This window comes from Kitasatospora sp. NPDC001225 (assembly GCF_053597855.1).
Genome location: NZ_JBSFJC010000057.1, coordinates 6,744 through 30,727, shown reverse-complemented (window position 1 = coordinate 30,727; position 23,984 = coordinate 6,744). Strand labels below are relative to the sequence as shown.

The 23,984-nt window shown below is 74.2% G+C and carries 1 protein-coding gene; it reads right to left on the bottom strand.

Annotated elements, in window-relative coordinates; translation table 11 throughout:
• Nucleotides 1-193: 193 nt before the first annotated feature.
• On the bottom strand, nucleotides 194-23,833 hold the full coding sequence (locus ACWDCZ_RS20685; protein WP_449816604.1) for an EndoU domain-containing protein: 23,640 nt from the start codon (nucleotides 23,831-23,833) through the stop codon (nucleotides 194-196).
• Between the last annotated feature and the right edge of the window lie 151 nt (nucleotides 23,834-23,984).

Below are 23,984 nucleotides of genomic sequence, written 5' to 3'. Positions count from 1 at the left end.
ACCCGCCCGTGCGACGGCAGGTGACGACGCCTCAAGGTCAAGGAGAGCCCTTCGGGGGCCAAAGCCGGCACCAAGGTACGGAACTTCCGCCCGCCCGGCAATGTCGACGGCCACCACACCGCCGGGCGGGCAGATGGTGCCGGCCCCCGGGGGCGGGACGGCCGGGGCCGTCCCGCCGTTCCCGCGGCCCCCGCTACAGGCCGCGCAGGGCATGGCGCACCGTCCTCACGTCGAAGCAGTCGTCGCGGACGACGTGGGCCTCGTGGAAGATCCGGCCGGCGAGGAACTCGAGGTCCCCGTCGCCCGTCGGCACGCCCAGCAGGCGGCGCACGTCCTGGCCGATCAAGCGGTCGGCCAGTTCGTTCACCAGGGAGTTGGCCTCGTGCAGCGGGGTGGTCGCGGTGATCCGCGTCCGCGTCCGCGCGATCCTGGCCAGGACGTCCCACACGGCGGCCCCGGTCGGGTCCGGCAGGGCGGAGACGGCGTCCCGCAGGCCGTCCAGGGACCGCTCGACCGCGGCCGGGTCCGGTGCGGGGTCGCGCAGCGGCTCCAGCAGGTCCAGCAGGGCGGCGGCCAGCTCGGCCCGGGCCTGCTCCGCCGCGGCGGCCTCCTCCCCCGGGTCCGCCGAGGAGCCGTGGAGGACGTACCCGGCCCGGAGCAGCAGTCGGGCGTCCTCCTCGTGCGGGAGTTCGGCGAACAGCTCCGACGGCAGGGCCGACACCAGCGCGTCCGCCTCGGCCAGCAGGTCCGCCGCCACGTGCTCGGGGGCGAGCCACTCCCGCAGCATCGGCAGCAGCCGGCCGCGCTCCTGGCGGTAGGCGCGGTTGAGCAGTGCACGAACGGTGTCCCAGGGGATCCGGGACTCCCGCGGGTCCGACGGCGAACCGGCCCGGACGGCCGAACTCCCGTACGGGGGGCGGCCGGTGAGGCCGGTCCCGTCGAACCGCAGGCCCCCCAGCGCGGGCAGCGGCGGCGGCCCGGCGGGGACCACCGGCGGCGGGGTCGCGGACGCCGGGGCGGAGCCGGTGCTGGCCGGGGCGGCCTGGACGGCCGGGGCCGCACCGAAGGCCGCCGGCGGCCGCACCGGCGGCGCCGCGTCCGGGGTGACCGGGGTGACCGGGGCCGCCTCCACGACGGCCGGCTGCTCCGGCTCGACGGCCTCGTGCGGCCCGTCGTCCCCGACCTCCCGGAGCTGCCGCCCGGTGGCCGGGCGCAGCGCCATGAGTGCCGGCGGCTGCTGCCCGGCGGGGCGCGGTCGGCGCTGGTTCTCGAAGGTCTGGCCCGGCGTGCCCGCGAAGCGGACGATCCGGCCGTCCTCCAGCGTCACCCGGAGTTCCACCCCGGCGAACCGCCCGGTGACCGTGCCCGTCCGCCCGTCCCCGAGCTCGGCCAGGTGCTCCCGCGCGACCATGCGCGCCGCGTGCCCGCCCTCGGCGGCCGTCCACGCGGTGGGCAGTCCCCCGGGCCTCTCGGCTCCCTCGGCCCGCTCGTCCGCGAGGGCGAGCGCGTGGGCGAGGGCCGGGTCGAGGGCCGGCGCGTCGATGCCCGCCGCCTCCAGGTCCTGGAGGCGGGTACGGGTAGCCGGGCGCTCGCCCGTGCCCGGGGTCACCGGGGCGAGCAGCGGCGGCTCCGGCGCCGGCGTGCCGTGCAGTCCGGCGACCAGCTCCTCGGCCTCCTCCAGCCGCGACCGCAGCTGCCGCACGAAGGCGCTCGGGAAGGACGAGACCGGCGGCATCGCCTCCGGGCCGTCCGCCTCGGGGACGAACCGGAGCCGGATGCGGACCGGCCGGCCGCCGGGCTGAGCCGTGGCCGGGAACAGCTCCGCGGCCTGCTCGTCGGCGAGCCGCTGGAGCCCGGCCCGCTCCTCGGCGGTCAGGTCGCCGTGGTCCCGCACCTGGACGACCAGTTCGGTGTCCGGCAGGCCGGCCCCGCCCGGCCGCACGCGGCGGTAGCCGATGGAGTAGTCGACGTCGTCCCGCACCAGGGGACGCTCCCAGACCGGGACCGCCCCGGCCCCGGTCTCCCGACGGGACCGCTGCCAGTCGGTGGGCCGGTGGACGAGGTGCCGCCCGTCCCGGGTGACGCCCTCGATCCACACGTCGTGGGCCACCCCGACCCAGCGCACGGCGCCGTCCGGCAGCACCTCCTCGAACAGCCTTTCCTGGTAGGCCCGGTCGACCCGCTCCAGGACGTCCTCGGACACCCAGGACTCGGGGTAGAAGGTCCGGGCCTCCTGGTTCTCGGGGCGGCGCCACCGGGACGGGAACTCGCTCAGCGGCGCGCCCGGCGCGATCCCCGGGTCCAGGAAGTACACCGGCGCCCGGTAGGTGCCGTTGGCCCGCGGCGGCCGGACCGGCCCGAGGTGCAGGCCGTGGTCCGCCGGGTCCACCGCGAGGGCCCCGCGGAGCCGGGCGCGGTGGTGGAAGCCGGTGAGGGTGTGCCGGTCGCCGTAGCGGTTGAGGTCCTCGACCCGGTGGCCGAAGGGCAGCGTGGCGGGCTCGGGCGCGGGGGCCGTCGCGGTGAGCCCGGACTGGTCCTCGGCGGGGCGGAAGGAGATGAACTCCCCCGACCGGATCCGGCCTTCGATGCGCACGCCGTCGTACTCGCCGACCCAGCGCTGCGCGAGGTCTCCGCGCCCGCTGATCCCGCCGGTGCGGCGGGCGTGCAGGTAGGCCTGCCGCGCCGCGTACACCGCGTCCTCGGCCGTCCAGTGCGCGGGGAACATCGTCCGGTACCGGTCCAGCGCCGCTTCGCCCGCGTCGGCGCGGTACGTGCCGTTGGGGTTCTCCGCGCCGACCCGGGGCAGCCTGCGCCGCCCCGACTCCGCCGGCGGGGTCAGGTACCCGCCCGTCCGGTCCGGCCCGTCGAAGAGCGCGGTCCGCAGCGCGTCCTCGCCGAAGGCGGCCCGCACCGGGAACTCCCCGGCCGGCACCGGCCGGAGGTCCGTCCGGAAGACCCGGTCGAGGACCGCGCCCAGCTCGTTCAGGTTGTGCGGCCGGAGCGAGACCGCCGGGTTCGTGACGCCCAGCTCCACCGGGTGCCCGGCGTCGTACCAGACCCGGCCGTAGATGTCGCTCCCGGGCGCGGTCATCAGACCGAACTCCGGGTGGACGGGCCGCGGGCCGGCCCCTTGGCGCCGGTACTCGTCGGCCAGGCCGAGCAGGTGGCCGACCTCGTGGCCGATCACCCTCGGCGGGGAGTCCACGCCCCAGTGCTGGGCGTGCTCCTGGGAGGTATAGGAGCGCACCTCGACGACGTGGTGGGCGCTCTCCCGGTCGACGAACCGGATCGCGACCTCCAGCAGGCTGCCGTCGGGCAGCCGCAGCCCCTGGCCGAAGACGTCCCGGACGCCCGCCTCGGCGTTGAGCCGCACCCGGTCGAGGCCCCGCTCGGCCTCGGCGCGGCTGCCCACCAGGCCGTCGGCCTCCAGGTGGACCCGCACCGTCAGGACGGTGCGGGTGTCCCCGTCGGAGTCCACCACCCGCCGGACCTCGTACGACTGGATGAACTGGGCCTGCAGCGAGCGCAGGAACCGGCGGACCGGCGGACGCACCTCCGCCGTGGCCAGCACCCGTACCGGCTCGGCCGGTTCGGTCGCGTCGAAGCGCTGCCCCGGCTCGGCCCAGTAGTCGATGATCTGCCGGTTGCGGACCAGCAGCCTGATCCGGACGTCACCGTACGCGCCGGTGACGATCTCGTCCCCGTTGCGTCCCCTCGCCTCGCCGTTCTGCTGCTCGTACACCCACAGGGCCGCGTGGCGGGTCTGCTCCCGGGTCCATTCCGGGGGCAGCCCGGTGCCGCCCTCCCGCCTGGCCTGCTCGCCGAACACGCGCAGCTGGTCCGGGGTGAGCACCGGGGCCCCGTCGAGCGACGGGACGTCGACCGCGCCGGCGCCCGGCGCGTGGGCGGGCGCCACCAGGCCGCGCTGGTCGGCGGCCGGGCGGAAGGCGGTGACCGTCCCGTCCTCGTCCGACCTGCCCTCGATCCGGACGCCCTCGTACACGCCCTGCCAGAAGATCCCGTTCTCGGTCACCCGGAAGGTCTCGTTGCGGACCGCGTCGACGGCCGCCTGCTCGACGGCGTACCGGGCCTCGGCGGCGGTCCAGTGCTCGGGGAACAGGGTGCGCCGGCCCGCGCCGGTCTCCACCAGCAGGGTGCCGTTGGCGTGACGGCGCACCAGCTCCAGCTGTTCGGCCCCCTCCTCGCCGATGGCCGACGGCAGGTGGCCGCCCCGCGTCCCGACGGCCGGGCCGAGTTCGGCCTCCAGGACGCCGTCGGCGAACTCCGTCCGGGGCGACTCGCCGTCCTCGGTGTCGTGCCCGAGGCGGCCCAGCCGGTCGTCCGCGAGCTCGCCGAGTTCGCGCAGGACGCGGACCGACGGCGCCGGGACGACGTGGGTCGTGCCGCCGCCCGCGTACTCCGTGACGGAGATGCCGAAGGCCCGGCCCAGCTGGTGGACCAGCGCGTCCCGGGAGATCTCCAGGTGCCAGTTCCCGGCGTCCTGGGCGACGCTCCGCTCGTGCAGGAGCACCGTCCGGTGCGGATCGCCGGTGGCGTCCACGAACTCCACCCGCACCAGCAGCGGGGTGCCGTCCGGGAGCCTGGTGCGGTTGTCGAACCGCGCGGCGGCGTCCCGGATCCGCGCGCCCAGCGCGGCGACCCTGGCCCGGGCGTCCTCCCCGGTCAGGCCGGAGCCGTCCAGGTGGACGCGCAGGACGAGGACGGTGACGTCCTCGCCGCCCGGTACGAGCGGGCCGCGCCGGAGCTCGAACGGCTGCGCCGCCGGGTCGTCCGGTACGGCCTCGGCCGAGGCGTGGCCCGGCAGCAGCGCCGTCGCCGGGTCCTGCGCCGGCTGCGGGATCGCGCCGGCGGGCGCGGAGGACGAGGAGGAGGACTCGGGGGCGTGGCGCGGGCCGGTCGGGAAGACCAGGCCCTGGCCGGACGGCTCGGGGACGGCCTTGGTGAACTGGGCCGGGACACTCCGGTCCGGCAGGCCGCGGAAGTCCACGATCCGCCCGTTCTCGGTCCGGACCTCGATCGGGACGCCGTTGAAGCGGCCCTTCACGAGCTCGCGCCGCCGGCCGCGCCAGCCGGCGAGCACCTGGAGCGCCGCGTACCTGCCCTCGCCCGGCGTCCAGCCGGTCGGCAGTCCCCGCCCGGCGTTCCCCGCGAGCGCCGGGGCGAAGGCCCCGTCGATCATCCACTGCTGCCCCGCCATCTCCGTGACGGTGGCCGGGCGGGTGCCCGCTCCGGGTGCCGCGGGCTCCGCCAGCTCCGGTTCGACGAGCGCCCGCTGTCCGTACCCGGCCTGTGCCCTGGCCGTGACCGTGGCCGGGCCCGCGCTGCCCGCGACCGTCGCGGAGAACCCGGGCGTCAACGCCCCGGCCACACCGGGCAGGAGCACGTCCAGCCCGGCGCCGTCGGGGAGGGAGTCCACCCCGACCGCCGCGCCCGGAAGGGCGTCCGCCTCCGTGTCGACGAAGTCGAGGGTCAGCAGGACCGGCGGGTCGCCGGCGGCGCGGTGCTGCCGGACGAAGTCGTCGGCGGCCCGCTGGAGCCGCTTGCGGGCGTCCGCGACCGCCGCGGGCGTGGCGCCCGCCGCGACCCTCAGGTGCACCGGTGCCGCGACCTCGATGCCCAGCTGTCCCTCCACCGTCCGGACGCGGCGGCCGCGCAGGCCGGGCCCGGTGGACCCGTCCGCCGCCGGCGGCGCGTACCACTCGGTGAGCGGCTGCCGGGCGGTCGGACGGTGCGTCAGGTGCCGGCCGTCCCGGGTGATCCCCTCGATCCGCACGCCGTCGGCCTCGCCCACCCAGCGCACGGCGCCGGAGTCCAGCGGCTCGGAGGTGTGCCGGGCCGCGTACGCCCGCTCCACGGCGGACAGGATGCGCGACGGCGTCCACGCCTTCGGGTAGAGGGTGTGGGTCTCCCCGTCCGCGTGCTGGTGCCACCGCGACGGGAACTTCGCCATCGGGGCGCCGGGGGTCACGGCCGCGTCGAGGAACCAGACGTCGGCCCGGTAGGTGCCGTTGTCGTTCTCCGCGAGCACCGAGCCCACCTTGACGCCGTGCGCCGTGGCGGCCGCCCTCTCCGGCTCGGCGTGGACGCCGGTGAGGGTCTGCCGGTCGCCGTACCGGACGAGGTCCTCGACCCGGGCGCCGAAGGCCCCACCGGTCGGGCGCCACGGCATGTACGCCGGGGTGTCCAGCCCGCTCTGGTCGTCGGAGGGACGGAAGGAGACGAACTCCCCCGCCCGGATCCGGCCCTCGATCCGCACCCCGCCGTACTCGCCGACCCAGTGGTGGGAGTGCAGGCCGGTCGCGGTGACCCGGCCGGTGCGCAGGGCGTGCTGGTACGCCTGCTCGGCGGCGTACACCGCGTCGTCCGCCGTCCAGTGCTCGGGGAACACCGTCCGGTTCCGGCGCGGCCCGGGCAGGTCGCCGGCCAGGGCGCCGACCTGCGTGGCCGCCGCGTCGGCGGGCCCGCCGACCACCTTGAACGTCCCGTTGCGCTCCTGCGACCCCGGCACCCGCTCCGGCCGGGGGCGCGTCGACCCCCGCGGCGGCACCAGGTGGCCGTCCCGCCCGCCCGGACCGCCGTACAGGGCGCGCCGCAGCACCTCCTCGCGGAACCGGGCCCGGGTCGGCGCGTCGCCGACCGGCGTCGGGCCGCGGTCCTCGCCGAAGGCCTCGTCCACCACCCCGCCGAGCTGCCGCAGGTTGCGGGCGGCCGGCGGCGCGAAGGGGGCGAGGACCTCCAGCGGGCCCTCGTGGAGGTGGTTCATGTCCAGCCAGGGGCGTCCGAACCGGTCGGTCTGCCGGCCGCCCATGATCCCGCTGTCGTCCGGATGGATCGGCCGGGGCGTGGAACCCGCCTCCCGGTACTCGTCGTCCAGGCCGAGCAGGTGGCCGATCTCGTGGGCGATCGTCCGCGCCCCGGTGTTCAGGCCCCAGGTCCGGTGGTTGGCCCGGTCCTGGCGCTCCCGGACGGCGACCGTGTGGTGCGCCGTGGAGCGGTCGGGGACGAACTCGACCTCGACCCGCAGCAGATCGCCGCTGGGCAGCCGCTGCCCGGTGTTGTAGACCTTCTCGACCCCCTCCCGGCCCGCCTCCCGGAGAGCCTCCACGGCCGCGGCCGTCGGCCCGTCCGCGAGGTCCAGCCTCGCTTCGAGGTCCAGGTACAGCCGGACGGTCAGCACCGTCTCGGTGTCCCCGTCCGGCAGCCGGACCCGGCGGGCGTCGAAGGACTCCAGCTCCCGGGCGGTGATGGCCCGGATGAAGGCGTCCTGCGGCGGCCTGACCTCCTGCGCGGGGACCAGCACCGCCTCGGTGCCGGCCACTGGGGCGGTCAGCTGCGGCCGCAGCTTCTGGTGCGGCTCGCCCCAGACGTCGGTGATGACGCCGTCCTCGACCCGGACGTTCAGCCGCACCCCGGCGAACCGGCCGCGGCGGACCTCGGGGACCGGGCGGCCCGCGGCCGCCTCGCCGACGACCTCGGCCGTCCCCGTCCGCAGCACGTGGTGGGCGGCGTACCGGGCCTCGGCGGTGCCCCACTCCGGGGGCAGCCCCCGGCCGGGGCGGTCCCAGGCCGGAGCCGTGAACGACGGGCGCAGCCCGGCCGTCCAGTCCCCGCCGACGTGGACCTCCCGCACCGGCGGGGACTTGCGCAGCTGCGTCCCCGTCACGAACTCCAGGTCGACCGTTCCGGCCGCCTCCCTGAACTGCCGCGGCAGCACCTGCGCCAGGGTCGGCACCGCGCCCGGCGCGACCGGGAGCGTGGTGACGCCGTCGCCCGCCTCCTCGGTGAACTCCACGCCCACGTTCAGCAGCCGGTCGAAGGCCCCGACCTGCTGCCCGGCCGTGAAGTCGGCCATGAGCGTCCGCACCTGCTGCCGCACCGCGTCCAGCTCGGCGGGCGTCATGCCCACGGACGGCTCCAGGTGCAGCCGGACGGTGAACTCGAAGCCGTCCTGCCCGCTGTCGAACCGCACCCGCTGGAGCAGTACGCCCGGGTACCCGAACAGGTCGACCCGGTCGCCCCGGCCGACCACCGCCTCCTCCTGCCACGCCGCGTACGGCGCGGGGGAGTTGGGGAGCGGGTGGTGGTACAGGATGTAGCCCTGCTGGTCCAGGACCGCCTCGACCCACAGGCTCCCGGACCAGCCGACCGCCCGGTCCAGGCCGTCCGGCCCCGGCGCGACGCTCGGACTGTTCCGCATCGCCGCCTGGACGTGCCGCAGGACCGTGTCGGCGCTCCAGTCCTCCGGGTAGTACGTCCACTCCGGCGCCGCCACCGGCCGCTGCCAGGCACCCGGGAACCGCGTGATCGGCGCCCCCGGGACCGCCGTCGGCTTCAGCTGCCAGCCGCCGTGGTCCCGCACGACCCCGTTGGGGTCGGTCTGCGGGCCCGGGCCGGGGCGCGGCGTACGGTCGGGGCGGAGCGGCTCGGCCGCCGTCCCCTGGGCGGTCGTGAAGGGCTGCCAGCCGGGGAAGTTCGCCGGGTCCGTCGCCGCGGGCGGCTGCGGCGCGGCCTGCTGCTGGGGCGTGCCGCGGGTCGGCGCGGTGGTGCCGGCCGTCGTGCCGTCGGTGCCGTCGGTGCCGCCGGTCGGCGCGTGGAACTGCCGGCCGGGTGCCTGACCGGCCTGGCCGTCGGCCGTCTCCTCCTGTCCGGTCGCCTCCTGCTCTTCGGTCACCTGCTGCTGCCCCGCCGGTGCCGCGGTGGGCACCGGCGCGGCGGGCGGCGGCACGTCCTCGGGCCGCAGCATGCGCACCCGTTCCACGCCCGGCCTGGGCTTGGCCTCCTCCACCCTGACCAGCAGGCTGTCGGACCACGGCGGGAGGGCGACCGGAGTGCCGACCGGCTTCGTCGCCCCGTCGTACTTCTGGACGGTGCGCCACTGCACCCGCTCCCGCAGCTCGGGATGCCGGGCCAGGAAGCCGATCACCGTGTCCCAGAGCAGATCGGGCCGCGGGTGCCGGGCGACCCTCGCCGCCACCTCGCTCAGCGCCAACTTACCGCTCTGGTACGAGAGTTCACGGATCAGCGTGTTGATGATGCGACGGGCCGCCAGCAGCGTGGCCTCGCGGTCGGGCACCTCGGGCAACTGGACGGCCGCCGCCGGCCGCTCCCGCGGCACCCAGGTGTTCCCGGTGCCGATCTCGAAGATCTCCGAGGGGACCAGCGGGAGCGCTTCAGGGCCATCGAGCCCCAGGCCGTGCGCCAGGTCCGCCCAGATGTTGACACCGGTCCCGCTCAGGTACAGGACCGCGTTCTTCTCCCCGTCGTCCGTGTGGCGCTGCGCCTCGGCGGGGACCTTCCCCACCCACTCCTCCGCCTCCTCGAACTCCTCGGCGGTGATGTGCGCCCGGTCGCGGGACTGGAAGTACATCCCGCGGACGGTGTTCTCGTGCGAGCTGCGCAGGTAGTTACGGCGCAGCACCTCCAGGTGCTGCTCCACACCCGGGTGCCTGGCCGGGGCGATCAGCACCGCGTTCGCCATGCCCGCATTGCCGACCTTCGCGACGGCGAAGCTCCGCCGGGCGTTGACGATCCGCTCGACCACCGGGGCGGGGTCGGCCTGGAGCCGGTTGTCGCCGTCGGTGTAGACCCCGCCGAACCGGCGGAGGACCTCCAGTCGCAGGATGTCGCTGGCCGAGGCGTACCCCTGCCCCAGACCCTTGGCGGTCTCCATCTTGTAGGCCGCTTCGAGGCTCATCGGCGCCTCGGCCGAGAAGACCTCGTCGACGTTGACCAGCACCACGTTCCCGTGCGGTCGGGTCCCCGCCCACTCCACCATGGCGCGTACGGTGGCGAGTTCGGGCGTGTCCCGGTCCGTCTCCGCGGCCGCCCTGGCCTCGGCGACCCGCGCACGGGTGACGTCCGTCCAGATCACATGGGTGAATCCCTGGCCGAGACCGTCCGCCGAGTCCTGCACATTGGTCATGAACGGACCGGTGTGCTCGTTGTCCATCGACAGCGGGCCGCCCAGCCAGATCGAGTGCACCAGGCGGGGAATCCGCACCCGCTTCCGCCCGAACGCCGGACCGGTACTCCGCGACATCGTCTGGAACCGTCCGGACTCGACGACCGAACCCTGCTCCAGGCCCAGGGCCTCCGGGGCGAGCCCCTCGGCCGTCGGCGCCGTTCCGCTCGCCAGGTCCAGCGCCCGGAAGAACGCCACCCGGGACTCGGACTTCAACTTCCCGTAGTCGTACCCCTGGAGGAACTCCGGGGCGGCCGGGACGACCCGGTCACCGAACACGTCCGGACCCAGCAGACCCACCGGCGCCACCGACGCCTGCGGAACCCCGGGCATCAGGCCGATCAGCTCGTCGATCAAATCCTGCGCCGAGAAACGGAGTTCCGGCTGCACGACGACCTGCACCGGCACCGCCGGCTGGGCAGATCCCGATCCCTCTCCCTGGTTCCCGGGGTACTGGGGCCGCCGCGAACGCGCGATCGCCTCCTCCAGATCAAGCCGCTCCAGGTCGTCCAGGTCCTCCTCGGCGGCCTCGTCGACCCTGCCCTTGCCCTTGTCCGTACGGGAGTTCGCGGCCGGTAGCTCGTCCTCCTCCTCGCCCTCGACGTCCGTCTCCTCGACGCCCGTCATCGCGACGTCCGTCGAACTCTGCGACGGCACCAGGGGAACGCTGGCACGCGGCGCCGGGCCCGCCTCGGAGGCGCCCATCGACTCGTCCGAGGCCTGGGCGGACTCAACGCCGTTCGGGGTGAAGCGGATCCAGGCACCCGGCCTACCGTCGGCGGCCGGGTACATCAGGAACCCGGCGTCCGCGTCCAGGTCGGTCGACAGCGCCGCGATCCTCCCGGTCGGCGCCCACACCACCCGGCCCGTCGCATCCGCAACCTCCTGCGCCAGCGACAACCCGCCGTCCGAAGCGGGCAGCGCCGCGTCGCACGCGGCCAGCACGATCTCGTCACCCGCCGCCAACTGCTGAATGCTGGGCCTGCGCCGCAGCGTCCGGGCCAGCCCCGTAGCAGTGACCTTCACCGTACCGACCGGGCCGGACAACGGCAGCACCGCGAAGTCCCGGTTGCCGTGCAGCAGCGCGAGATAGCGCCGCCCACCGCCAGTGCCCCACGGCACCTTCCGGTACCCCGTGACCTCACGCCCCTGCCCGTCGACCTCCAGCAGCCACCGCCGCCCCAGGTCGAAGTTCCTCAACACCTCACGCCGCTGCGCGAGTTCGTCCTCCGTGTGGAACGCCCGACCCTGCGGAAGGCCCGAACCCGGCGCCGCGATCGTCAGACTCCGGACATCACCCAACCGCACACTGCCGCCACCGACCAGCGGCAGCTCCAGGTCCACATCCCACAACTCACCCGGCTCGACCGTGTCCGGCACCTCCGGCACACCGACCACCGGCGTCTCGGAGTCCGACGCCGAGCCCCCGGACTGGTCCGCCATCGGACGGGAACGCCCGAACAGGTTCTTCCAGCGCGACGGAGCCGAGGACTTGACCTTGGACCACAGGGCGTCGAGGCCCCCCTGCACCTCGCGCAGGGCCCCGAGCGCGGCGGCCAACTGCTCCTGCTCCTCCGGCAGCAGTCGCTCCAGCCCGTTCGGCGGCTCGGCCACCTGCGCGGTCGCGACCTTGTCCCGTTCGCCCCCGTACGCCCGGTGCAAGCGCTGCCGCAGGCTCAGGGCCAACTCGTAGGCGTCCACCAGCCTCCGCCCGAGGCTCGGCGACAGCACCTTCCCCTCGATCAGCTCCTGCAACCGATCGCCGGTGCTGAGCCGCCACGGCGTCTCCGGCTTCGCCACCGCCCGGTACGCGGCATAGAGGTGCCGCGTGGCGACCGTCAACTGCCGCATGAAATCGGCCTTGACGTCCACGCTGGTCACCTGCGCCAGCGCCTCCGGGCGCTGGAGGTCGGCGAACGCCTCCCGCAGGGCGAGCCACTCCACCTCGGGGGCGATGCGGCCGCCGCGCTCCTCCGTGAACCTCCGGAAGAGCTCCCGCTGGCCCTCGCTCGACGTGACGGCGGCGAGGGCCCCGGTGAGCTGCGCCAGCTCGATCAGCCGGGTGTCGTGCATGACACCGTGCTTGGGCCCCGGCTCATCTCCCGGAGCGGCGAGCGAGAACTCCAGGACGGCCTCCGGGTCGAAGACCGCCAGATTGGGGTTGAACCACATGGTGTCGGCCTGGAACGGTGCCGGCACCGTCCCGTTCACCGGCAGGAACGCGCGCGCCAGGTCCAGCCAGCCCGCCGCCAGGTTGGTCAGCGACCCCAGCCACACCGCGTCCGCCTGGGAGCCGAGCAGCCCGAAGTCCAGGTCGGCGGCCGGCGTCAGGTCCGTGCGACCGTAGCCCGCCACCGCCACCACCGCGTACGGCGCCGTCGGAACGCCCCGCATCGACTCACGGGCCCACACGACCGCATCCGTGAGAATCCCGTCGGCGAACGCGGTCAACCGCCGGGCGAGGTCACGCGGAGACTCCCCCGCGACCGTCACCGGCACCTCGTCCCGGATCTGCTGTGCCGCGAGGAGGGCCGTCAGCAACAGCGCCACCATCGGCTGCTCACCCGGCCGCAGACCGTCCCGCAACGCCTGCGCCAGCAACCGGAGCACATCCAGACGCTGCGCCTGCGCCAGGCCGGCGAACGGCTGCTGGAAAGCACCCATCTGAAACGCCCGGCCGACGCCCTGCCGGTCCTCCGCGCCCGCACCGCTCTCGTCCAGCGCCGCGACCAGGTCGTCCAGGCGCGCGCCGATCGTGGCCCGCTCCGCCTCACCCTCGCCTGCGGCGACCAACTGCTCACGGGCCCGGTCCAGGTCGGTCACCGCCGGGACCACGCCATCGACGGACTGAGTCGGTACCTGGAGCAACCCCGCCACGGCCCCCGTCGCGGCGGGCGGCGGCACCTCCCCGGGCGCCAGCATGCGCACCCGCTCGACATCCGACCCGGCGGTGACCCCCGCCACCGGCTCGGACGCGGGCACCAGGAGACCGGCGGACCACGGCGGGAGCGCCACCGGCTGGTCGGCCGGCCCGGTTCCCGCGCCGACCTTCCGGACGGTGCGCCACCGCACCAGGTCCCGCAGCTCGGGGTGCCGGGCCAGGAACCCGATCACCGTGTCCCACAGCAGCTCGGGCCGCGGGTGCCGGGCGACCCTCGCCGCCACCTCGCTCAGCGCCAGCTTCCCGTTCTGGTACACCAGTTCACGGATCAGCGTGTTGATGATGCGACGGGCCGCCAGCAGCGTCGCCGCGCGGTCGGGCACCTCGGGCAGCTGGGCGCCCGCCACCGCCGACGGCCTCGGCGGCACCCAGGTGTTCCCGACCCCGATCTCGAACACGCCCCGCTCGACCACGGGAAGCGCACCGGGGCCGCTGAGCCCCAGGCCGTGCGCCAGGTCCGCCCAGATGTTGACACCGGTCCCGCTCAGGTGGAGGACCGCGTTCTTCTCGTTCTCCTCCGTGTGGTTCTGGACCCAGACCGGGGGCCCCGCCACCACCTCCGCCTGCTGGAAGTTGGCCTCGGTGTTGTCCTCCTGCCCCCGGGGCCGGAAGTACTCCCCGCGGAAGGTGTTCTGGTGCGAGCTGCGCTGGTAGTTGCTTCGCAGCACCCTGAGGTGCTCCTGCACGGCCGTGTTCCCGGCCGGGGCGATCAGCACCGCGTTCGCCAGGCCGCCCCTGGCGGTCGTGCCGTTCCTGGCGCCCGGCGCATCCGCCAGACTGGCCGTGGCGACGGCGAAGTGCCGCTTGGAGTCGGCGATCCTCCTGACCTCGGGAACGGGGTTCTTCAACAGCCGGTTGTCGCCGTCGGTGTAGACCCCGCCGAACCGGTCCAGGACCTCCAGCCGCAGGATGTCGCTCGCCGAGGCGTACCCCTGCCCCAACCCCTTGGCGGTCTCCATCTTGTAGGCCGCTTCGAGGCTCATCGGCGCCTCGGCCGAGAAGACCTCGTCGACGTTGACCAGCACCACGTTCCGGTGCGTCCGGCTCCTCGCCCACGCCACCATCGCCCGTACGGTGGCGAGTTCGGGCGTGTCATCGCCCGTCCCAGCGGCCGCCGCGGCCTCGGCGACCCGCGCACGGGTGACGTCCGTCCAGATCACATGGGTGAACTCCCGGCCGAGACCGTCGGCCGATTCCTGCACGTTCGCCATGAAGGGGCCGGTGTGCGCATTGCCCGCCGACAACGGACCGCCCAGCCAGATCGAGTGCACCAGCTGCGGAATGCGCACCCGCTTCGGCAGGTGCATCGACCCCGACCTGCGCCGCACCGTCTGGAGCGCCCCGGACTCGATGACGGACTCCGGGTCCTGGCCCAGGGCCTTCGGGGCGAGCCCCTCGGCCGTCGGCGTCGCCGCCTCGCTCGCCAGGTCCAGCGCCCGGAAGAACGCCGTCCGGGACTCCGACTTCAACTGGTTGTAGCCGTACCCCTGGAGGAACTCCGGGGCGGGCGGGACCACCCGGTCGCCGAACAGGTCCGGCCCCAGCATGGCCTCCAGCGGATCCGCAGGCGCCGCCGGCGCCTGCGGGCCGCCGGGCATCAGGCTGACCAGCTCGTCGATCAACTCCTGGGCCGTGAAGGGCGGTTCCGGTGCCTGCGCCTGCGCCTGCGCCTGGGCCGACCCTTCTCCCTGATTCTCGGGGAGCTGGGGCTGCTCCTCCACGACGTCCGTCGTCGCGACGTCCGTCGAGCTCTGGGACGGCACCTGGGGAGCCGTGCCACGCGACACCGGGCCCGCCTCGGAAGCGCCCACCGACTCGTCCGAGGCTGAAACAGCCCCAACGCCGTTCGGGGTGAAGCGGATCCAGGCACCCGGCGTACCGTCGGCGGCCGGATACATCAGGAACCCGGCGTCCGCATCCAAGTCGGTCGACAGCGCCGCGATCTTCCCCGTCGGTGCCCACACCACCCGGCCGGTAGCGTTCGCCACCTCCTGCGCCAACGACGGCCCACCGTCCGAGGCCGGCAGCGCCGCGTCACATGCGGCCAGCACGATCTCGTCACCCGCCGCCAGTTGCTGGACACTCGGCCGGCGCCGCAGCGTCCGGGCCAGCCCGGTAGCAGTGACCTTCACCGTACCGACCGGGCCGGACAGCGGCAGGACCGCGAAGTCCCGGTTCCCGTGCACCAACGCGAGGTAACGCCGCCCACCCGTTCCCCACGGCACCTTCCGGTACCCGGTGACCTCCTGGCCCTGCCCGTCGACCTCCAGCAGCCAACGCCGCCCCAGGTCGAAACTCCTCAACACCTCACGCCGCTGCGTGAGTTCGTCCTCCGTGTGGAACGCCCGACCCTGCGGAAGGCCCGTCCCCGGTGCCACGATGGTCAAGCTCTGGATGTCACCGAGGCGCACACTGCCGCCACCGACCAGCGGCAGCTCCAGCTCCGCGTCCCACAACTCGGCCGGCTCGACCGTGTCCGGCACCAGGCCGACGGACTGGTCCGCCACCGGACGGCGCCCGAACAGGTTCTTCCAGCGCGACGGAGCCTGGACCGGGGGCCTGACCTTGACCCACAGGGCGTCGAGGCTCCCCTCCAGATCACGCAGGGCCCCGAGCGCGACGGCCAACTGCTCCTGCTCCTGCGGCAGCAGGCGCTCCAGCCCGTTCAGCGGCCCGGCCGCCGTCACCGTCGCGACCTTGTCCTGCTCACCCCCGTACGCCCGGTGCAGCCGCTGCCGCAGACTCAGGGCCAACCTGTAGGCGTCCACCAGCCTCTGGCCGAGCGCCGCCGGCAGCACCCGCGCCGTGATCAGCTCCTCCAGCCGCTCGCCGGTGCTGAGCCGCCACTCCGTCTCCGGCTTCGCCACCGCCCGGTAAGCGGCATAGAGGTGCCGCGTGGCGACCGTCAACTGCCGCATGAAGTCGGCCTTGACGTCGACGGTGTTCGCCTGCGCCAGCGTCTCCGGACGCCGGAGACGGTCGAACGCCTCCCGCAGGGCGATCCACTCCACCTCGGGGTCGAGGCGCCGGCCCCGCTCCTCCGTGAACGTCCGGAAGAGCTCCCGCTGGCCCTCCCGCGACGTGACGGCCGCGAGGGCACCGGGCAGCTGCGCCAGCTCGATCAGCCGCGTGTCGTGCATGACACCGTGTGTGGGCCCCGGCTCACCTCCCGGACCGGCGAGCGCGAACTCCAGCACGGCCTCCGGGTCGAAGACCACCAGGTTGGGGTTGAACCACATGATGTCGGCCTGGAACGGCGCCGGCACCGTCCCGTTCACCGGCAGGAACGCACGAGCCAGGTCGAGCCAGCCCGCCGCCAGCTTGGTCAGCGACTCCAGCCACACCGCGTCCTGCTGGGAACCGAGCAGACCGAAGTCCAGGTCGGCGGCCGGCGTCAGGTCGGTACGGCCGTAACCGGCCACCGCCACCACCGCGTACGGCGCGGTCGCCTCACCCCGCATCGACTCACGGGCCCAGGCGACCGCGTCCGCCATGATCCCGTCGGCGAACCCGGTCAACCGCCTGGCGAGGTCACGCGGAGAGTCCCCCGCGGCCGCCACCGGCACCTCGTCCCGGATCTGCTGAGCCGCCAGGAGCACCGTCATCAACAGCGCCACCATCGGCTGCGCCCCGGGCCGCAGACCGTCCAGCAGGGCCTGGGCCAGCAGCTGGAGCACGCCCAGACGCTGCGTCTGCCCCAGGTCGGCGAAGGCCTGCTGGAAGGGCCCCATCTGCAAGGCCGTGCCGACGCCCTGCCGGTCCTCCGCGCTCGCGCCGCTCCCGTCCAAGGCCGCGACCAGCCGGTCCAGGCCCGCACCGATCGCGGCCCGCTCCCCCGCATCCGCACCCACGGCGACCAGCAGTTCACGGGCCCGGTCCAGCTCGGACTGCTCCTGAACGACGGTCTCCACCACCGTGGCGACGCCGTCGACGGACTGGGTGGGAACCTGGAGCAGCCCCGCCGCGGGTACCGTCGAGGCGGGCGGCGCCACAGTCTCGGGCGCCACCATGCGCACCCGCTCGACGCCCGCCCTGGGCTTGGCCTCCTCCACCCTGACCAGCAGGCTGTCGGACCACGGCGGGAGGACGACCGGACTGCCGGTCGGCTTCGTCGCCCCGTCAAGCTTCTGGACGGTGCGCCACTGCACCCGTTCCCGCAGCTCGGGGTGGTGCGCCAGGAAGCCGATCACCGTGTCCCAGAGCAGATCGGGCCGCGGGTGCCGGCCGACCCGCGCGGCCACCTCGCTCAGCGCCAACTTACCGCTCTGGTAGGAGAGTTCGCGGATCAATGTGTTGATGATACGGCGGGCCGCCAGCAGCGTGGCCTCGCGGTCGGGCACCTCGGGCAGCTGGACGGCCGCCGCCGGCTGCTCCCGCGGCACCCAGGTGTTCCCGGTGCCGATCTCGAAGATCTCCGAGGTGACCAGCGGGAGTGCGTCGGGGCCCTTGAGCCCCAGGCCGTGCGCCAGGTCCGCCCAGATGTTGACACCGGTCCCGCTCAGGTACAGGACCGCGTTCTTCTCCCCGTCGTCCGTGTGGCGCGTCGGCTCGCCAGGGTCCGTCTTCACCCACGTCTTCGCCTCCCGGAAGTCGGCACCGGAAATGTGCGACGGCTTCCGGGACTGGAAGTACACCCCGCGGACGGTGTTCTCGTTCGAGCGGCGCAGGTAGTTACGGCGCAGTACCTCCAGGTGCTGCCGCACGGCCCGGTGTCCGGCCGGGGCGATCAGCACCGCGTTCGCCAGGCCGCCCTTGGAGGTCCTGGTGGTCTTTGTGAACCCGGTGGTCGTACCGATCGTGCTGGTCGTGGCGCTCGGCACCGTGGTCGCGGCACTGGCCCTGGCGACGGCGAAGCCCTGCTCGGACTCGACGATCCGCCGGACCTCGGGGTCCAGGTCCTTCAACAGCCGGTTGTCGCCGTCGGTGTAGACCCCGCCGAACCGGTTCAGGACCTCCAGTCGCAGGATGTCGCTCGCCGAGGCGTACCCCTGCCCGAGACCCTTGGCGGTCTCCATCTTGTAGGCCGCCTCCAGGCCCATCGGAGCCTCGGCCGAGAACACCTCGTCGACGTTGACCAGCACCACGTTCCGGTTCGGCCGGCTCCTCGCCCACTCCACCATGGCCCACACGGTGGCGAGTTCAGCCGGGACGTCGTCCGTCCCCGCGGCCGCCGCGGCCTTGGCCTCGGCGACCCGCGCACGGGTGACGTCCGTCCAGATCACATGGGTGAACCCCTCGCCGAGACCGTCCGCCGAGTGCTGCACATTGGTCATGAAGGGACCGGTGTGCTCGTTGTCCATCGACAGCGGGCCGCCCAGCCAGATCGAGTGCACCAGCCGCGGAATGCGCACCGGCTTCGGCAGGTGAATCGGGCCCGACCTGCGCGGCATCGTCTGGGACTGGTCGGACTCGACGACCGACCCCGAGTGCAGGCCCAGGGTATCCGGGGTGAGCTCCTGGGCGGTCGGCGCGGTCTCGCGCGCCAGGTCCAGCGCCCGGAGGAACCCCACCCGGGACCGCGACTTCAACTTCCGGTAGTCGTAACCCCGGAGGAACTCCGGCGCGGCCGGGACGATCCGGTCGCCGAACACGTCCGGACCCAGCAGACCCACCGGCGCCACCGACGCCTGCGGAGCCCCGGGCATCAGGTCGATCAGCTCGTTGATCAACTCCTGTGCCGTGAAGGGCGCCTCCGGTTGCATGACGGTCGACACCTGGGCCTGGACAGACCCCGACCCCTCGCCCTGGTTCCCGGGGTGCTGGGGCTGCTGCGACCACGCGAACCCCTCCGCCGGATCCAGCTCTTCCAGGTCGTCCAGTTCCTCCAGGTCGTCCGCGTCCTCCTCGGACTCGGACTGTTCCTCCTCGGAGTCCTCGACGCCCGTCATCACGACGCCCGTCGAACTCTGCGACGGTGCCAGCGGAGCCGTGCCACGCGGCACCGGGCCCACCTCGGACACGCCCGCCGGGTGCGACTCCTCCGAGTCCTGGGAGGGATTGACACCGTTGGGCGTGAAGCGGATCCAGGCACCCGGGGTGCCGTCGGCGGCCGGGTACATCAGGAAGCCCGCGTCCGCGTCCAGGTCGGTCGACAGCGCCGCGATCCTCCCGGTCGGCGCCCACACCACCCGACCGGTAGCGTCCGCCACCTCCTGCGCCAGCGACGGCCCGCCATCCGAAGCGGGCAGCGCCGCGTCACATGCGGCCAGCACGATCTCGTCACCCGCCGCCAACTGCTGGACACTCGGCCTGCGCCGCAAGGTCCTGGCCAGCCCGGTAGCAGTGACCTTCACCGTGCCGACCGGACCCGACAGCGGCAGGACCGCGAAGTCCCGGTTGCCGTGCAGCAGGGCGAGGTAGCGCCGACCGCCCGTCCCCCACGGCACCTTCCGGTACCCCGTGACCACACGCCCCTGCCCGTCGACCTCCAGCAGCCACCGCCGCCCCAGGTCGAAGTTCCTCAACACCTCACGCCGCTGCGCGAGTTCGTCCTCCGTATGGAACGCCCGACCCTGCGGCAGACCCGTCTCCGGCGCCACGATGGTCAAGCTCTGCACATCACCCAGCCGCACACTGCCGCCACCGACCAGCGGCAGCTCCAGATCCGCGTCCCACAACTCACCCGGCTCGACCGTGTCCGGCACCAGGCCGACGGACTGGTCCACCACCGGACGGCGCCCGAACAGGGTCTTCCAGCGCGACGGCGCCGAGGACTGAACCTTGGACCACAGGGCACCGAGGCTCCCCTGCACCTCGTGCAGCACCCCGATCGCGGCCGCCAACTGCTCCTGCTCCTGCGGCAGCAGACGCTCCAGCCCGTTCGGCGGCTCGGCCACCTGTGCCGTCGCGACCTCGTCCCGCTCACCCCCGTACGCCTGGTGCAACCGCTGCCGCAGGCTCAGGCCCAGCACATAGGCGTCCACCAGCTGTCGGCCGAGCGGCCCCGACAGCACCTTCCCCGCGATCAGCTCCTCCAGCCGCTCGCCGGTGCTGAGCCGCCACGGGGTGTCCGGCTTCGCCACGGCCCGGTACGCGGCATACAGGTGCCGCGTGGCGACGGTCAGTTGGCGCATCAAGCCGGTCTTGACGTTGACGCTGTTCACCTGCGCCAGAGTCTCCGGACGCGGGAGGCCGGCGAGCGACTCCCGCAGGGCGGCCCACTCCACCTCGGCGTCGCCGCGCCCGCTCCGCTCCTGGGCGAACCTCCGGAAGAGCTCCCGCTGGCCCTCGTGCGACGTGAAGGCGGCGAGGGCGCCGGTGAGCGGCGCCAGCTCGATCAGCCGGGTGTCGTGCATGACACCGTGCTTGGGCGTCAGCTCGTCCGCCGAAGCGGCGAGCGCGTGCTCCAGCACGGCCTCCGGGTCGAAGACCGCCAGGTTGGGGTTGAACCACATGATGTCGGCCTGGAACGGCGCCGCCGCCGACCCGTTCACCGGCAGGAACTGGCGGGCCAGGTCCAGCCAGCCGGCCGCCAGGTTGGTCAGCGACCGCAGCCAGGCCGCGTCCGCCTGGGCGCCGAGCAGACCGAAGTCCAGATCGGCGGCCGGCGTCAGGTCGGTGCGGCCGTAGCCCGCCACCGCCACCACCGCGTACGGCGCGGTGGGCTCACCCCGCATCGACTCACGGGCCCAGGCGACCGCGCCCGCGAGGATCCCGTCGGCGAACGTGGTCAACCGCCTGGCGAGATCACGCGGGGACTCCCCCTCGGCCGCCACCGGCACCTCGTCCCGGATCTGCTGAGCCGCGAGGAGCACTGTCACCAGCAGCGCCAGCATCGGCTGCGCGCCGGGCTCCAGCCCGTCCCGCAGCGCCTGCGCCAGCAGCCGGAGCACCTCCAGACGCTGCGCCTGGCCCAGCCCGGCGAACGCCTGCTGGAAGGAACCCATCTGCAAGGCCGTGCCGACACCCTGCCGGGCCTCCGCACCCGCACCGATCTCGTCCAGCGCCGCGACCAGGTCGTCCAGGCGCGCGCCGATCGCGGCCTGCTCCTCCGCCCCCGCGCCCACGGCGGCCAGCTGTTCGCGGGCCCGGTCCAGGTCGGTCACCGCCGGGACCACACCGTCGACGGCCTGGGTGGGGACCTGGAGCACCCCCGTCGCGGCGGGCGGCGGCACCTCCTCGGGCGCCAGCATGCGCACCCGCTCGACACCCCGCCCGGTCTTGATCCCCTCGACCTCCCCTGGCTCGGGCACCAGGAGGCCGGCGGACCACGGCGGGAGCGGAACCGGGGCGCCGATCGGCCTCGTCCCCGCGTCGTACTTCTGGACGGTGCGCCACTGCACCCGCGTCCGCAGCTCGGGGTGGCCGGCCAGGAAGCCGATCACCGTGTCCCACAGCAACGCGGGCTGCGGGTGCCGGGCGACCCTCGCCGCCACCTCGCTCAGAGCCAACTTGCCGTTCTGGTAGGAGAGTTCGCGGATCAGCGTGTTGATGATGTTCCGGGCCGCCAGCAGTGTCGCCGCGCGGTCGGGCGCCTCGGGCTGCTGGCCGCCCTCCGCCGGCTCCGCCTCCGCGGCCGGCTGCTCGCGCGGCACCCAGGTGTTCCCGACCCCGATCTCGAACACACCCGGCTCGACCACCGGGAGCCTGCCGGGGCCCTTGAGCCCCAGGCCGTGCGCCAGGTCCGCCCAGATGTTGATGCCGGTCCCGCTCAGGTAGAGGACCGCGTTCTTGTCCCGCTCCTCCGTGTGGCCCTGCACCCAGACGGGGTCCTCCCCCGCCATCTTGTCCGCCTCGCGGAAGTCGGTCTTGGACACGGACATCCGGTCCAGGTACTGGAAGTAGCCTCCGCGGACGGTGTTCTCGTGCGAGCTGCGCAGGTAGTTGCGGCGCAGCACCTCCAGGTGCTGCCGCACGGCGCGGTGCCCGGCCGGGGCGATCAGCACCGCGTTCGCCATGCCGGCGTTGCCGACCTTGGCGACGGCGAAGCCCTGGTCGGATTCGACGATCCGCCGAACCGCCGGGGTGGGGTCGGTCCGGAGGCGGTTGTCGCCGTCGGTGTAGATCCCGCCGAACCGGCCGAGGACCTCCAGTCGCAGGATGTCGCTCGCCGAGGCGTACCCCTGCCCGAGGCGCTTCGCCGTCTCCATCTTGTAGGCCGCTTCGAGGCCCATCGGCGCCTCGGCCGAGAAGACCTCGTCGACGTTGACCAGCACCACGTTCCCGCGCGGCCGGGTCCCCGCCCACGTCACCATCGCCCGTACGGTGGCGAGTTCGGGCGTGTCGTCGCCCGTCCCCTCGGCCGCCCTGGCCTCGGCGACCCGGGCACGGGTGACATCCGTCCAGATCACATGGGTGAACTCCTGGCCCGGACCGTCCGCCGAGTCCTGCACATTGGTCATGAACGGACCCGTGTGCTCGTTGTCCGCCGACAACGGACCACCCAGCCAGATCGAGTGCACCAGCCGCGGAATGCGCACCCACTTCCGCAGAAACCCCGAACCGGCAGTCCGCGACATCGTCCGGATCCCACTGGACTCGACGACCGACTCCGGGTGCTGGCCCAGCGTCTCCGGGGCGAGCCCCTCGGCCGTCGGCGCGGTCGCGCGCGCCAGGTCCAGCGCCCGGAAGAACGCCACCCGGGACTCCGACTTCAACTGCCGGTAGTCGTAGCCCTGGAGGAACTCCGGAGCGGGCGGAACGACCCGGTCACCGAACACGTCCGGACCCAGCAGACCCGCCGGCGCCTGGGGAACCCCGGGCATCAGGCCGACCAGCTCGTCGATCAACTCCTGCGCCGTGAACGGCGCCTCCGGCTGCGCGACGACGGGCACCTCCGGCTGAGTCGACGCCGACCCCTCCGCCGGGGAGACCTCATCGAGGGCCTGCGTGGGGACCTGGAGGAGCTTCGCCTTGGCCTCGGGCGTCAGCGCCGACCCGGTCCGGCTCCCGGACGCGGCCGACGCCGAGGTGATCGGACCCCCGCCCCCGCTCGACTCCTGCCGGAGCCGCGTCGACAGCTCGATCGCCGCCGCCAGCTCGCGGGCCTCCCGGGCCTCCATCTGCGCCCAGGTCTCGTCCGGGTTCGGAGCCCGCAGAACCGTGATCTCCTCCTCGGGCTCCTTCACGACGGCCTCGACGGGCTTGCCGGGCTTGCCGGGCTTGCCGGCCCCGACAGTCTCAACCGGCTCGACGGCCAGGCCCTTGCCCTTGCCCCCGACCGGTCCGGTCTTCGAGACCGGGGACGCCTCGGCCTCGAAGGCGACCCTCCCGCCGGGCCGCTCCGGAAGGTTCCGGGGGAACGTCGGCATGAGGCCCTGCCGAGCCAACGAGCCCACGTTGATGCCGAGTTCGCGCGCCAGCTCGTGCCAGGCCTCGGCCTCGGCGGCCACCAGGTGGGGAGCCAGGTAGCGGTCCATCGCCTCGAAGTCCGCCGGCCCCGTGTACTCGCGCATGGGCTTGCGCAGCGCGGCATCGGCCCGCTGGGTGATCCGGGCCCTGGCCTCGGCGAAGGAGATCTCCCCGATCGTCCCGGAGTTCCCACCCGACTTGTCCCGCAGGTCCTGCAACAGCTCCCGCCACCGGGCGTCCTCGGCGGCCGCCGCCTCCGCTCGCCGGCGGTCGGCCCGGGCCTCGGCCTCCGCGACCTGCGCCTTCGTCCGCTCGGACGCCTCCCGCTCGGCAGCGGCCCGCTCCCGCCGCTCCGCGGCCAGCTCCGCCCGCCGCTCCGCCTGCTTCTCCGCCGCCTGGCGCGCCTCCTCGGCACGCTGCTCCGTCAGCTTCCTGGTCTCCGGGTCCTGCCGCTTGTGCTCCAGCCAGCGGTCCATGACCTCCGCGTGCTTCTGCGCCGTCAGCCGGGCCTCCTCGCCCCGCGCCTCCGGCGAAGGCTTCTCCGGCACCCGGGGCCGGGCAGCCGATCCGGCGCCGGGCTTCTCCACCGCCGCCGCGTCGGCCTCGGCCTTGGGCGTCACCCAAGCCTTCCCCGCGGCCTCCCGCTTCGTCGCGGCCTCCCGCATCTCCGAAGAAGCCGCCGACTCCGACGGCGACTTGACCCGCTCCGACGAACCCGAACCCCCCACCGCCGCACCGGACTTCTTCGACGCCCCAGCAGGCTCCTCACCC